Source organism: Streptomyces sp. NPDC038213, assembly GCF_055600495.1.
The window spans coordinates 127,546-142,245 of record NZ_JBVJYM010000017.1 but is presented as its reverse complement, the minus strand read 5'-3'; the positions used below and the strand labels follow the sequence as shown (position 1 = coordinate 142,245).

At 74.9% G+C, this 14,700-nt stretch carries 6 protein-coding genes; 5 read left to right on the top strand and 1 reads right to left on the bottom strand.

Features of this window, described 5'->3' with window-relative positions:
- Window positions 1–64: 64 nt before the first annotated feature.
- Window positions 65–847 (bottom strand): alpha/beta fold hydrolase, encoded by a 783-nt coding sequence (locus tag ACZ7JZ_RS22895; protein ID WP_470942168.1) that lies wholly within the window; start codon window positions 845–847, stop codon window positions 65–67.
- Between the two features lie 197 nt (window positions 848–1,044).
- Between ACZ7JZ_RS22895 and ACZ7JZ_RS22890 the strand changes: the two genes are divergently transcribed.
- The 5 genes from ACZ7JZ_RS22890 to ACZ7JZ_RS22870 all read left to right on the top strand — a co-directional run bounded on the left by ACZ7JZ_RS22890 (window position 1,045) and on the right by ACZ7JZ_RS22870 (window position 14,673).
- Window positions 1,045–8,364, top strand: a complete 7,320-nt coding sequence (locus ACZ7JZ_RS22890; protein WP_470942165.1) for an amino acid adenylation domain-containing protein — start codon at window positions 1,045–1,047, stop codon at window positions 8,362–8,364.
- Window position 8,365: 1 nt separating this feature from the next.
- The gene (locus ACZ7JZ_RS22885) at window positions 8,366–9,586 is read left to right on the top strand and encodes an FAD-dependent monooxygenase (RefSeq protein ID WP_470942162.1); all 1,221 of its coding nucleotides are present in this window, start codon (window positions 8,366–8,368) and stop codon (window positions 9,584–9,586) included.
- A gap of 106 nt (window positions 9,587–9,692) precedes the next feature.
- The gene (locus tag ACZ7JZ_RS22880; RefSeq protein ID WP_470942159.1) at window positions 9,693–10,604 is read left to right on the top strand and encodes an SDR family oxidoreductase; all 912 of its coding nucleotides are present in this window, start codon (window positions 9,693–9,695) and stop codon (window positions 10,602–10,604) included.
- A 572-nt stretch (window positions 10,605–11,176) separates the two neighbouring features.
- Complete coding sequence (gene paaN, locus ACZ7JZ_RS22875) at window positions 11,177–12,997, top strand: phenylacetic acid degradation protein PaaN (RefSeq protein WP_470942156.1); 1,821 nt, start codon at window positions 11,177–11,179, stop codon at window positions 12,995–12,997.
- A complete protein-coding gene (locus ACZ7JZ_RS22870) occupies window positions 12,994–14,673 on the top strand; it encodes a helix-turn-helix domain-containing protein (RefSeq protein ID WP_470942153.1) in 1,680 nt (559 codons plus the stop codon). The genes paaN and ACZ7JZ_RS22870 overlap by 4 nt, the downstream gene beginning before the upstream one ends.
- The last annotated feature ends 27 nt before the right edge of the window (window positions 14,674–14,700 follow it).

Here is a 14,700-nt window from a genome sequence, read left to right as displayed (position 1 = left end):
CCGCCGCCCGGATCCGGCTGCCGAGGGGGCAGCCGGATCCGGACCGCGGCACCCCGGCCGCCGGTCAGGGGTCCACGGCGGCGAGGAACTCCGTGATCAGCGCGGCCCATTCGGCCGGCCGCTCCGCCGCGATGGCGTGCCCGCAGTCCAGCTCGGCCCGCCGCGCACCGGGAATCCCCTGCGCGAGTTGGCGGGAGTGAACGGGCGTGGTGAGCAGGTCGTGGCGGGCGCCGATCACCAGCGCGGGCACGGAGACCCGCGGCAGGTCCGCCCGTACGTCGAGGTGCTCGAACAGCGCGAGCTGCTCGTCCGCACCCGGCGGCATTCCGGCCGAGAACAGGCCGAGCTGCTCCTCGATCTCCGGCCCCGACCTTTCGTCCAGCCACTGCGGACTTCCGACGACCAGGGAAAGGTAAGCGGCCAGTGCGCGGCTGGAGGGCCCGTTTTCCCGGGCCAGTGCGCGCCAGGTGTCGACCGCCATCCGGAGGCGCGCGGTGGGATGTGCGAAACCGGCCGAGAGAACCAGTGCGGTCACCCGGTCCGGATGCCGTACGGCAGCCCGTACCGCCACTGCCGTGCCCATCGAGAAACCAGAAATTGCAAAACAATGAACGCCCGATTGCACGGCGCTCTCGACAATGTGGTCCGCGAGGCGGTCGAGGGTCAGCCCGTCCCGCGGCAGCGGGGTCCGGCCCGAGCCGGGGAAATCGGGCCCGATCACCGTCCGGTGCCGGGCGAGCGATTCGATCACCGGTCCGTAACTGTCCTCGATATCGCTGCCCGCGCCGTGTGCCAGCAGTAATCCGGGACCGTCTCCGCGGACCAGCGGAGAGGGAAGAGAGGTCATGGGAGTGATGTTAGCGAGCTGATCGAGAATTCCCCGGGGCCGGATGCGGAAATTCACATATTCCCCGCGATGACTACTTGAACGAGTGGTGGAGCACTACTCGGACAGGTAGTGGTGCCCTTGAACGGCGGAAACGTAGGCTCGGCGGGCATCGGGCCGCAGAAATTCTCTGCGACCGAATCGACGAAGGAAGGCCGATGCTCGCCTCACGCCAGCTCCCCCTGTCCTCCTATCAGCGGGACATCTGGGCCGCCGAAACCACCTCCGCGAACGATCCGCAGTTCAATGTGGTCCTTCACGAGAGGCTGTCCGGTGATCTGGATGCGCACGCCCTGAGGGAGTCCCTTGAACACGTTCTGAAAAGCAACGACGCCTTTTCGCTGCGCTTCGACGACCCGGACGGACTGCCCGTGCAGTGGGCCGCCGGAACCGGCGGACAGGACGCGGGCCCCTGGGTGCAGTACCTGGACCGCACGGGTGCCCCCGATCCCGTGCAGGCCTGCGCCGCCTGGCAGGAGGAGTCCTTCAACCGGCCCTTCCCCCTGCGGCGTTCGCGACTGTTCACGGCCGCGGTGCTGCGCGAGAGCGCGTCCGTGGTCCACCTGCACCTCAACGCGCACCACCTGATCGCCGACGCCTGGGCGCTCAACCAGGTCTCCCTCCAGGTGTGGGCCGAGTACGCCCGCCGCACCACGGGCGCCGCCGCCCCGCCCACGGCCCCCGGACCCGCGTCCTCCACCGTGCTCGCCCGGGCCGAGGCCGCCTACCGCGGGGGCGAGGCCCATGCCGCGGACCGCGCCCACCACCGCGCCGCCCTCGACGGCGCGGCCCCCGCCCTGTTCACCCGCGGTGCCCCGCAGACCGCCCCCGGCGCACCCCGCCGGGCCCGGCACACCTTCACCGTGGACGCCGAACTGGTCCGCCGGGTCCGCAGCCAGGGCAGCTCCCCCTTCGCGTACCTCGCCGCCGCCTTCGCCACCTACCTCGCCCGGGTCCACCGCAGCGGGGAGGCCGTGCTCGGCGTGCCCTTCCTCAACCGGCGCGGCGAGGAGGAGCGGGCCGTCGTCGGACAGGCCGCGAACAACCTCCCGGTGCGGGTCCCCGTACCCGCCGGGGCCTCCCTCCACGAGATCGCCGCCGGGATCCGCCGCACCACCGACGCGCACCGCCCCCACGAGCGGCTCGCCCTCGGCGACCTGCTGCGCGAACTGCCCGCGGGCGGCGCCGACTCCCGCCGCCTCTTCGACGTCACCCTGTCCTACCTGCGCCACCCGCGCCCCGAGCTGCCCGCCGGGCTGGTCCGCGAGTGCGTGGTCATGGCCCCCGTGCACCGCCCCGACGCCCTCGCCGTGATGGTCCACGCCGACGGCGACGACGGCGAACTGCGCATCGACCTCGACTACGCCCTCGACGTCTTCGACGAGGACTACCCCGTCACCTCCGTCGCCGGCCACCTGCTGGCCCTGCTGCGCGGCGGGGTCGAGGAGCCCGCGGCCGCCGCCCTGACCCTGCCGATGCTCGACGAGGCCGAGTACAAGGACCTGACCCGGGTCCGCCAGGGCCCCGACACCCCGTACGCCGCACACCGCACCCTGCACGGGCTGATCTCCGAGCAGGCCGCCCGCACCCCCGGGCGGACCGCCGTCACCGGACCGGCCGGCCCCGGCGGCGCAGGCCCCGACAGCCTCACGTACGCCGAACTCGACGCCCGCTCCAACCAGATCGCCCACGCCCTGCGCGGACACGGGGTCGGTACCGGCGACCGCGTGGCCGTCCTCATGGAGCGCTCACCGCTGCTGATCACCGCCCTCCTCGGGGTGCTCAAGGCCGGCGGCGCCTACGTGCCCGTGGACCCCGGCTACCCCGCCGACCGCATCGCCTTCCTGCTGGAGGACAGCCGCGCCCGCGTGGTCCTCGCCGACCCCGGCGCCCCCGTCCCGGCCGGCGCCGACGTGCCCGTCCTGGACCCGCAGTCGCTGCTCACCGGCCCCGACGGTCCGCCCGCCGAGACCTCCGGCCCCCGCGACCTCGCGTACGTCATCTACACCTCGGGCTCCACCGGCCGCCCCAAGGGCGTCATGGTCGAGCACCACTCCGTGGTCAACCGGCTGGCCTGGATGCAGAAGCGCTACCCCGTCGGCGAGGGCGACGTCATCCTCCAGAAGACGCCGATCTCCTTCGACGTGTCCGTCTGGGAGCTGTTCTGGTGGGCCGTGGAGGGCGCCTCACTGAGCCTGCTCGCCCCCGGCGGGCAGCGCGAACCCCGCACCATCCTCGACGCCATCGCCCAACAGGGCGTCTCCACGCTGCACTTCGTCCCCTCCATGCTCGGCCCCTTCCTGGACCTGCTGGAGGACCGGCCCGAGCTGCTGGCCGAAGCCGCCTCCCTGCGCAGCGTGTTCTGCAGCGGCGAGGCCCTCCCGGCCGCCCGCGTCGAGCAGTTCAACCGGGTCTTCGCCGGCACCGGCAGCCGGCCCGCGCCCCGGCTCGTCAACCTGTACGGGCCCACCGAGGCCACCGTCGACGTCACGTACCACGACTGCCCGCCGCCCGGCACCGCCGGACCCGTCCGCCGGGTGCCCATCGGCCGGCCCGTCGACAACACCCGCCTGTACGTGGTCGACACCCAGGGCCTGCTGCAGCCCGTCGGCGTCCCCGGCGAACTGTGCATCGGAGGCGTCCAGGTCGCCCGCGGCTACCTCGACCGGCCCGGACTGACCGCCGAGAAGTTCACCGAGGACCCCCACCACCCCGGCGGACGCCTCTACCGCACCGGGGACCTCGCCCGCTGGCTCGCCGACGGCAGCCTCGAATACCTCGGCCGGATCGACGGACAGGTCAAGATCCGGGGCAACCGCGTCGAACTCGGCGAGGTGCAGAACCGCCTGGCCTCCGTACCCGGCATCCGGGACGCCGTCGTCGTCGACCGGCACACCGCGGGCCGCGGCGCCGTCCTCGTCGGCTACTACGCCTGTGACCCCGAAGAGGACCCGGGGGCCGCCCGCCTGCGCACCGAACTCGCCTCGGTCCTGCCCGAGTTCATGGTGCCCACGTACTTCCTGCGGATCGACCGGGTGCCGCTCACCCCCAACGGCAAGGCCGACCGCCGCGCCCTGCCCGACCCCGCGGCCGCCGCCCCGCAGGGGACCGGAGCCGCCCCCCGCACCCCCGCCGAGGCCGCCCTCGCCCGGATCTGGGCCGAGGTCCTCGAAACCGGACGCGACACCGTCGGCACCGACGAGGACTACTACGCCCTCGGCGGCGACTCCATCACCCTCCTGCGGGTCCACGCCCGCGCCGCGAAGGCCGGGATCCACTTCTCGCCCACCGACCTGGTCCAGCACCCCACCGTGGCCGCCCTCGCCGCCCGCGCCGCCACCGGCCCCGCGCCCGGCGGCGCCCCGGCCGCGGACCTGGAGCCCTTCGCCCTGGTCTCGGGCGTGGACCGGGCCCGCCTGGAGGGCCGCGAGGACGCCCACCCCCTCACCCGGCTCCAGCTCGGACTGCTCTACCACAGCCGCACCGAGGAGCACTCCGCCGTCTACCACGACGTGTTCCGCTACTCGCTCAGCCTGCCCTGGGACGAGCCCCGCTTCCGCGCCGCCTTCGGCCGGCTCACCGCCCGCCACCCGGCGCTGCGCTCCTCCTTCGACCTCGGCGGGTACTCCGAACCCCTCCAGATCGTGGACCCCGCCGCCGCCGTACCGCAGGCCCTCACCGTCAGCGACCTGCGCGGCCGCCCCGCCGCCGAGGCGGAGGCCGCGATAGCCGCCCACGTCGACGAACGGCGCTACCACCGCTACGTGTTCGAGCAGGCACCGCTGCACCACCTGCGCGCCCACGTCCTCGACGGCACCGTCGAACTCGTCCTCAGCTTCCACCACGCGATCCTCGACGGCGGCAGCGTCGCCAACCTCGTGCGCGAACTCCTCCAGGACTACCTGCACACCCTCGGCCTGCCCATCGGCCCCGTACCGGAGCACGCCCTGCCCACGGCCGCGCACCACGTGCGCGCCGAACGCGCCGCCCTGGAGTCCGCGGCGGACCGGGAGTTCTGGCGCGCACGGCTCGACGGCGCCCCGCTCCTGCGCCTGGAGGGGTTCCGCCCCCACGAGGCCCCCGCCCCCGAGGCCCAGATCACCCGGATCGTGGACCTGCCGGAGGAACTGTCACACTCCGTACGCGAGTTCGGGCGCGAGCAGAAACTGCCTCTGAAATCGGTGCTCTTCGCCGCGCACTGCCTGACCCTCAGGCTGTTCTCGGGCACCGCCGACGTCACCACCGGACTGGTCACCCACGGCCGCCCGGAAGTCGAGCACGCCGACCGCACCGCGGGCCTCTTCCTCAACACCATGCCGGTCCGCCTCGATGCAGCCGCCGGCAGCTGGACCGACGTGGTCCGGGCCGCGTTCCGCGAGGAGCAGCAGAGCCACGCCCACCGCCGCTACCCCCTCAGCGCCATCCAGGAGGACCGCGGCGCGGCCGTACTGGAGACCGCGTTCAACTACATCCACTTCCGGCAGCTCGCCGAGGTGCTGGTGCTGCCCGGAGTGCGGCTGCACTCCTTCCAGACCTGGGAGGAGACCAACTTCCAGCTGCTGGTCAACGTGTTCACCGATCCCGTGGACCACGGCATCCGGCTCCGCATGGACCACCACGGCCAGACCTTCACCGAGTCCCAGGCCGCCCTGTACGCCGACCGCTTCACCGCGATCCTGCGCCGCATGACCGAACGGCCCGCGGAGGAGGCCGGATTCGGATTCCTCACGGCGGCCGCACGGACCGGCGGGGAGCAGCCCGGCACCGCAGCGGCCGCCGCGGCCGCGGATCCCGCCCCCGACGTGGTCCGCGCCTTCGCCGCGCAGGCCGCCCGCACCCCCGGCGCCACCGCCCTGCGCACCGGCACCGGCACCGGCACGGCCTGGACGTACGCCGCACTCGACCGCGCCGCCGACCGCGTGGCCCGCGAACTGCTCGACCGCGGCTCCCGCCCCGGCGACCGCATCGGGATCGCGATGGAGCGCTCCCCGGAGACCGTCGCCGTCCTCCTCGGCGTCCTGCGGGCCGGGGCCGCGACCGTGCCGCTGGACCCGGGCTACCCCGCCGAGCGGCTGGCCGCCATGGTGGCCGCCGCCCGGCCCTTCGCGATCGTCACCGACGCCGCACCCGGCGGCGCCCGGGGCCCCGCCGGCGCACTCGGCGCCCACGCCACCGTGCTGTCCGCCCGCGAGCTGCTGGCCGAACGCCCCGCGGGCGCCCCCCGGCTGCCGCGGATCCCCGCCGAGGCCACCGCCGACATCACCCCCGACAGCACCGCCTACGTCCTGTTCACCTCCGGATCCACCGGCGCCCCCAAGGGCGTCGCCATGCCCCACCGCTCCCTCGCCCACCTGGTGGCCTGGCAGAACTCCGTACCCAGCGGGGCCGTCGGCGGCACCACCGCCCAGTACGCCCCGCTGAGCTTCGACGTCTCCTTCCAGGAGGTCTTCTCCACCCTCTGCGGCGGCGGCACCCTCCTCGTCCTCACCGAGGAGGAGCGCCGCGACATGCCCGCCCTGCTGCGCCTCCTCGACCGCGAGCGCGTCGAGCGGATCTGCCTGCCGTACGTCGCCCTCCAGCAGCTCGCCGAGACCTCGGCAGCCCTGGGGCTCGTACCCCGCGCGATGAAGGCCCTGCTGTCCTCCGGGGAGCAGCTGCGCGTCACCGAGGAGATCCGGGCCCTGTGCGCCGCTCTGCCCGGGGTGCTCCTGGAGAACCAGTACGGACCCACCGAGTCCCACGTCGTCACCACCCACACCATGCAGGGCGACCCCGCCCGCTTCCCGGCCCTGCCGCCCATCGGCAGCCCCGTCACCGGCTCCCGCGTCCTGGTGCTGGACGCGGGGATGCAGCCGGTGCCGGCCGGGGTCAAGGGAGAGCTCTACCTCGCGGGCGCCTGCCTCGCCGAGGGCTACGAGGGCCGCCCCGACCTCACCGAGGAGCGCTTCCTCCCCGACCCCTTCCGGCCAGGCACGGGCGAGCGCCTCTACCGCACCGGCGACCTCGGCTTCGCCCTGCCCGGCGGGGACGTGGTCTGCCTCGGGCGCGCCGACTCCCAGGTGAAGGTGCGCGGCTACCGCGTCGAACCCGCCGAGGTCGAACTCGCCATCGACCGCTTCGCCGCCGGACACCCCGGGATCGCGGAGACCGCCGTCGTGGCCCGGCGGCGCGAGGGCGGCGACTCCTTCCTGGCCGCCTTCCTCACCGGAGATCCGGCCGGGGCGGACCTGAAGCTGCTGCGCACACAGCTGCGCACGGTCCTGCCCGAGTACATGGCGCCCTCGCACATCGAGTGGATCGACGCCCTGCCCCGCACCCCCAGCGGCAAGCGCGACGACGCGGCCCTGCGCGCCCGGCCCCTGACCGGCACCGGATCCGCCACCGCGGCGGCGGCGCCGCGCGACGGCTACGAGCAGACCCTCACCGAGATCCTCGGCGACCTCCTCCAGCTGCCCGCACTCGGCGTCCACGACAACATCTTCGACCTCGGCGGCACCTCGCTCACCGCGATGCGCCTCGTCGTCCTCATCGAGCAGCGGTACGGGATCCACATCCCGCTCTCCGAGTTCGTCGCCGCACCCACCGTCGCCGAACTCGCCACCCGCCTGCGGGCCGGCGGCGCCCGCACCGCCTTCGACCCGCTCGTCCCCATCCGGCCCGCCGGCGACAAGCGCCCGGTCTTCTTCGTCCACCCCATGGGCGGGAACGTGCTCTGCTACGTCCGATTCGCCAAGTACCTCGACGAGGGGCAGCCGTTCTACGCCCTCCAGGCCGCCGGATCCGACCCCGGCACCGAACCCCTGCGCAGCGTCGAGGACATCGCCGCCAGCTACATCGCCGCCCTGCGCCGGATCCAGCCCAGCGGGCCGTACGTCCTCGGCGGCTGGTCCTTCGGCGGGTTCGTCGCCTTCGAGATGGCCCGCCAACTCCGGGCCGCGGGCGAGGAGATAGCCCGGCTCGTCCTCCTCGACACCACCGCCCTCAACCCCGGGCGGCGGCTGACCACCGGGGACGAGGCCCTGCTCGGCTGGTTCTTCTGGGAGCTGCTGTGGCTCCAGCGCGGCGGGGACTCCCCGCTGGAGCTCATCCCCGCCGAACTGACCACGCTGGAGGAGAAGTTCGACTTCATCGCCCAGCTCGCCATCGACGAGGGGGTACTCCCCGCGGGCGCCACCGGAGCCGTGGTCCGCAGGCTCTTCCACGTCTACGAGGCCAACTGGAAGGCGGCGTTCGCCTACCGGCCCGAGGTGGTCGACCAGGACATGGACCTCATCCACGCCTCCGAGCCCCTGCCCGGCGTACTCAATTCCATGCACACCGCCATCGAGAGCATGCACCAGGACCCCGCCAACGGCTGGCGCGAGCGCACCAGCGGCCGGCTCAACGTGGTCGACGTACCCGGCGACCACCTCACGATCATGGAAGAGCCGCACGTGGCCCACATGGTCCGGGTCGTCACCGAACTGATCGGACACTGACATGGCATCAGCACCCCGCAAGAAGGCACTCGTCATCGGCGCCGGCATCGGCGGGCTCACCGCCGCGATCGCCCTGCGCCGGGCCGGACTCGACGTCGAGGTCCACGAGCGCGCCGCAGAACTGCGCACCGCCGGCTCCGGCCTGTCCGTCATGAGCAACGCCGTTGCTGCGCTCGACTCCCTCGGACTCGGCATCGACCTCGAACGGCACGGCCGCGCCCTCGAGTCGTACCACGTCCGCACCGCTTCCGGCCGCCTCATCAGGGAGTTCCCCTTCCCGGAGATCATCGGCCGGATCGGGGCGCCGAGCGTGCTCATCACCCGCTCCGCCCTCCAGCAGGCCCTGCTGGCCGCCGCCGAGGGCATCCCCCTGCTCACCGGCGCCACCGCCACCGGCTTCGAGACCGGCGGGGACCCGGCCGACGGGGTGCGGGTGCGCTTCGCGGACGGCACCGAGGCCCACGGGGACGTCCTGATCGGTGCGGACGGCTTCCACTCGGTGGTCCGCCGCCAGCTCGTCGGCCCCGAGGAGTCCCAGGACAGCGGCTACATCTGCTGGCTGGCGGTGGTCCCGTACTCGCATCCGCGGTTCGCCCCCGGCTCGGTCACCCACTACTGGGGCAGCGGCCGCCGCTTCGGACTCGTCGACATGGGGGGCGGCCTCCTCTACTGGTGGGGTACGAAGAACATGCCCGCCGAGCGCTCCGCCGACTGGAAGGGCGACAAGGCGGAGATCCTGGAGACCTACGCCGGCTGGGCCGACGAGGTCCAGCACGCCATCCGGGTCACCCCCGAGGAGTCCGTGATCGCCGTGCCCTCCCGCGACCGGGCCTTCCTGGAGCGCTGGGGCCGCGGCCCGGTCACCCTGCTCGGCGACGCCGCCCACCCCATGCTGACCAGCCTGGGCCAGGGCTCGGGCATGGCCATCGAGGACGCCGTGGTCCTCGGCCGGGCCCTGGAGGGCGCCGCGGACCTGCCGCGGGCCCTGCGCCGGTACGAGGACGAGCGGCGCGAGCGGACCCGGGGCATGGTGGCCGCCTCCCGCGGCATCAGCACCTTCGAGCAGTCGGAGGACCCGGTGCGCCGGCCGGTACGGGACGCGTACTTCCGCTTCCTGCCGAGGCGGCGGCTGGTCCGCACCCTGGAGGACTCGCTCACGTTCCCGGGTGCGGGTGCGGGTGCGGGTGCGGGTGCGGGTGCGGGTGCGGGTGCGGCCGCATGACCGCGTCCGCGCTGCGCGCCGCCACTGCCGTCACGGCCGTCACGGCCACCAGGGCCACCAGGGCCGCTACAGACCGCCGAGTACGCCTGCGCAGGGGAGAGATCACGTGACGGACGAAGCGACGGAGCCGGTCGGCGCGGGCCGGACGCCGCCCGGTGGGCTGTCCCCGCGGGGCCGGGCGGTCCTCGTGACCGGGGCCTCCTCCGGCCTCGGCCGGGTCTGCGCGCTCCAGCTGGCGGAATCCGGGTTCCGGGTGTTCGCCGGGGTGCGCAGGGAGGCCGACGGCCTGGAACTCGCCGCGGCCGCCGCCACCGGCCGGGTCCTGCCCATACGGCTGGACGTGACCGAGGAGAAGAGCATCGCCGGGGCCGCCGGACAGATCGCGGAGGCCGCGGGCGAGGCGGGACTCTGGGGACTGGTCAACAACGCGGGCATCTGCGTCTCCGCACCGCTGGAGTGCGTGACCCCGGAGCAGCTGCGCCGCCAGCTCGACACCAATGTGATCGGCCAACTGGCGGTCACGCAGGCCCTGTTGCCTCAGCTCCGGCGCACCCGCGGCCGGGTGGTCAACGTGACCTCCGGGCTGGGCAGCGTCGCCATCCCCTTCCTCGGGGCCTACGCGGCGGCCCAGTTCGCGAAGGAGGCACTGACGGACGTGCTGCGGCGGGAGCTGCGGCCGCTGGGCGTGGACGTGTCCGTGGTCCAGCCCGGCGCCATCATGACCCCGATCTGGGGCAAGGTCTCGGAGGTGGCGCGGGCCGCGATGGACGGCGTACCGGAGCCGGTCGCGGAGCTGTACCGGACCCCCTTCAACCGCTTCCTCCAGCACAACGAGCAGCAGGCGAGGGAGAGCCGGACCAGCCCCGAGGACTTCGCCCGCACGGTGAGCCGGATCCTCACCGCCCGCCGCCCCCGCCCCCGCTACCGCGTGGGCCGGGACGCCCGGACGGTCAGCATCCTCGCCCGCGTCCTCCCCGACACGGCGCTGGACCGCTACCTGCGTCCGATCACGGAATAGCGGGGGAGGGGAGCGGGTGGGGGCGCGCGGCGGCTGCGGTCGACCGGAGCCGGGGTATGACCCTGCCCTGGCCCGACAGGCAGCCGGGTGCGCGGGAGTCTGCCGGGTGCCCGACAGGCGGCGGGCTGCCCGGGAGGGCCGCCTCCGCCCCCGCCCACCTGGCGCCCGGACCCCTGCCCCCGCCGACCGGAACCCCGCCCCCACCGACCGGAACCCCGCCCCCACCGCCCGGAACCCCCGCCCCCACCGCCCGGACCCCCGGCCCGCCCGGCGGCGGGTTCCGGCCATTCGTCCCCGAGTGCCCCCGCACCCGCCCCACCGCTTCGCGTCAGTTTCCTGGCCGAAACGCCGTCCGCCCGCCGTTGCTGTGCACACCGTCACACGGCCCGCCGCACCCCGGGCCGGGGCGCCGTCCGCCCCGCCCCGGCAGGGCCTTTGCGCCCCGCCGGCCCGTCCGGCACCCCCCGGGCGGGCCGCCCGCCCGCGCCCGCCCGCCCAGACTCCGTCAAGTCGGCGGCGATGACTTGAGTGGCTGTGTTTCGGGTGCCCCCCTACGACCAGGATGAGGATCCATGGCACGAACGAAGCAGACCCTTCCCGCCCCCACCCCCAGCCCCGCCCGCCGGGACGGCAGCGGCAGCGGCAGAGGCGACGGCAGCGGCGGCGGCCATGGCGCAGGCGGCGTGTTCACGCGCCTCATCTCCCGGCACCGGCCCGTGCTCGACCGGGCCCGCGAGGCGGTCCGGACCCGCGGGCACTGGTCCCCGTACCCCGACGACCCGGCCGCCCTCCTCGCCCCGCAGGCGCCGGCGGAGGCCGCGGCCGCCCTCCGCCGCCTCCTCGCACGCCCGACGGACTTCGGCCAGCCCGGCCGGGACGGCACCGTCGGCCCCGCACCCGCCGACGGCGGCGAGGAATCGCCGTACGCCGGGCCGCTCGGCACCGCCTACCCCCACAGCGACCCCGACGTCCTGCTGCCCGCGATGGCCGCGGCGATGCCCGCCTGGCGCGACCTCGGCCCCGAGGCGCGGGCCGCGGTCTGCCTGGAGATCCTGCACCGCCTCCACGACCGCCGCGACGAGCTCACCCAGGCGGCCGTGCACACCAGCGGCCACAGCCCCCTCATGGCCTTCCACGCCGGGGCCGTGCACGCCCTGGACCGCGGCCTGGAGGCCGTGGCCTGCGCGTACGAGGAGCAGTGCCGGATCCCCGCCACCGCCCTGTGGGCCAAGCCCACGGGTGGCGCGGACGGCGCGGCCATCCGCATCGAGAAGGAGTTCACCCCCGTCCCGCGCGGGGTCTCCCTCCTCATCGCCAACAGCATCTTCCCCACCTGGAACGGCTACCCCGGCCTCTTCGCCTCCCTGGCCACCGGGAACGCCGTCCTCGTGAAACCGCACCCGCGCGCCGTCCTGCCCCTCGCCCTGACCGTCTCCACCGTCCGCGAGGTCCTCGCGGAGTACGGGCTGCCCGCCGACCTGGTCTGCCTCGCGGCCGAGCGCCCGGGGGAGCAGCTGGCCGCCCGGCTCGCGCTGCGCCCCGAGGTGCGGATCGTCGACTACAGCGGCACCACCGCCTTCGGGGACTGGCTGCGCGCCCACGCCCGGCAGGCCCGGGTCCACACCGCCACCTCCGCGGTCAACACCCTGATCGTCGAATCCGCCGCCGACTACCGGGACGTGCTCGCCAACCTGGCCTTCTCCCTCGCCCTCTACAGCGGCCAGCTGTGCACCAGCCCGCAGAACCTGCTGATCCCCCGGACCGGCATCGCCACCGACGAGGGCCACAAGTCCTTCGACCAGGTGCTCGCCGACCTCGGTGCGGCCCTGGCGGAGCTGCTCGCCGACGACGCGGCCGCGAGCGGGATCCTCGGCGCCCTCCTCGGCCCCGCCGTGCTCGCCCGCGTGGAGGAGGCCGGCTCGGGGGCGCTGGGACCGGTCGCTGTGCCCTCCCGCCCGGTCCGCCACCCGCAGTACCCGCAGGCGGTGGTCCGCACCCCGGTGGTGGTCCGCCTCGACGCCGGCCGTCCCGCCGACCGGGAGGTGCTGCTCGCCGAACGGCTCGGGCCGGTGGCCTTCGCGGTGGCGGTGGACTCGGCCTCCGACGCCGTCGCGCTGCTGTCCCGTACCGCGCAGGAGTGCGGATCGCTGTCCGCGGGCCTGTACTCCACCTCGCCCGCGGTCGAGGCCGCGGTCACGGCCGCCTGCGCCGAAGCCGGGGTGATGCTCTCCCTCAACCTGACCGGCGACTGGTACGTCTCCCAGTCCGCCGTCTACTCCGACCTGCACGCGACCGGCATGAACCCCTCGGGCAACGCGGTCTACTGCGACGGGGCCTTCGTGGCGGAACGCTTCCGCACGGTGGCGGTACGGCGCTACGGCGGTACACGGTGAACCCCGGCCCCTACCCCGGCCCGTACGCCCGCCGGGACCCCGGCCCGTATCCCGTCCCGTACCCCTTGCTCCGTACCGGCGGTACGTCCGGTACTTCCGGTGCTCCTGGCACTTCTGGGCGGTTCGGTGCTCCCGATGGTCCCGGTGCCGCCCGCGCCGCCGGCCCCCGACCGGGTCCCGGCGCCGGGCAGCCGCTGCGCGGCCGGGACCGCGAGCTCCGGCTCGTGCGCGAGGTGCTGGAGTACGGGCGGACCACGGGCAGCGCCGTCCTCACCGTCGAGGGGATGCCCGGCACCGGGAAGACCCGGCTGCTGCGCGAGGCGGCCGCCCTCGCGGCCCGGCTCGGCTACCTGACGGGCCCCGCGGCCCCGCACGCCCCCGCCCACCCGTACGCCCACCCCGCCGCCGCGGCCCGCGACCGGCGCACCGGGCACCCCCACCGCACCGGGGGCCGCGCCCCCGTCCGCCCCGGCCGCTGCGCCGCCGCGCCCGGACCCCTGCTCGTCCTCGCCGACGACGTGCGCTCCCCGGCCGACCCGGCGGAGCGCACCGAGCCCGCCCGGCGGATGCTGCGCGAGCCGCCCGGCGGCGGCCGCGCGGTCTGGATCGTCGCCCACCGGCCGGGTGAGGCGCCGGAGCTGCCCGAGCTGCGGCCGGGCGGCGATCCGGCCGCGGTCCGGCAGGAGCACCTGGTCCTCGGACCGCTGGAGCCTTCGCCCACCCTGCGGCTGGCGCAGGACGTGCTGGGCGCGCCCCCGTCCCCCTCGCTGGTCCAGCTCGTGGACCGGGTGGGGGGCCATCCCCGGCTGCTCATCGAGCTGTTGACGGGTCTTCAGGAAGAGGGCGGGATACGGATATCCGACGGTGAGGCCCTCCTGCTCACCCGGCAGCTGCCCGCCCGCCTGTCCGCCCGCGTCCGCTCCACCCTCGCCCGCTACTCGGGCAGCTGCCGCCAACTCCTCTGCGTGGCAGCTGTCCTGGGCGACGAGGTGTTCTACGAGGAGCTCGCACTGATGCTCCGCACCTCGGTCTCCGCCCTGCTGCCCGTCCTGGAGGAGGTCGGCGCCACCGGGGTCGTCCGCAACGACGGCACCCGGGCGGTGTTCCTCAACCCGCTGATCCGCACCCTCATCGTCGAGACCGTGCCCACCTCCGTCCGCCTGGCCCTCCAGCGCGAGGCTGCGGCGGTCCGGGCGGCGAGGCGGGAGGGTTGGGGTGCGGGTGCGGGTGCGGGTGTGGGTGCGGGTGCGGGTCCGGGTGCCGGTGCCGGGGCGGGGTGGGTGGCCGGGTACGACGTAACGGTGCCGCAGCGCCTGGCGCAGGCGCAGCTTCAGGGCCCGTCCCAGCCGGAGCCGGAGCCGGAGCCGGAGCCCCAGCCCCAGCCCCCGCAGGAGGTCCCGGCCGGGCCGGAGGCCGGGGCGCCGGCCGCCCGCCGTCCGGCGGAGCCCGCAGGGCTCAGCGATCAGCAGAGCGCCGTACTGCACCTGGTGGCAGACGGTCTGACGAACCAGCAGATCGCCCGGCGCCTCGGGCTCTCCCCGCACACGGTCAACTACCACCTGCGCAAGCTCTTCAAGATCTTCGGCGTGAGCTCGCGCATCGACCTGCTCACCGCCGCCCAGCGGCTGGCCCCCGGTGCCCCGGCCCATCCGCCCGCGGGCCGCCGCCGGGCCTGACCCGGTACGGGGCCTCTTCTTCTCGCC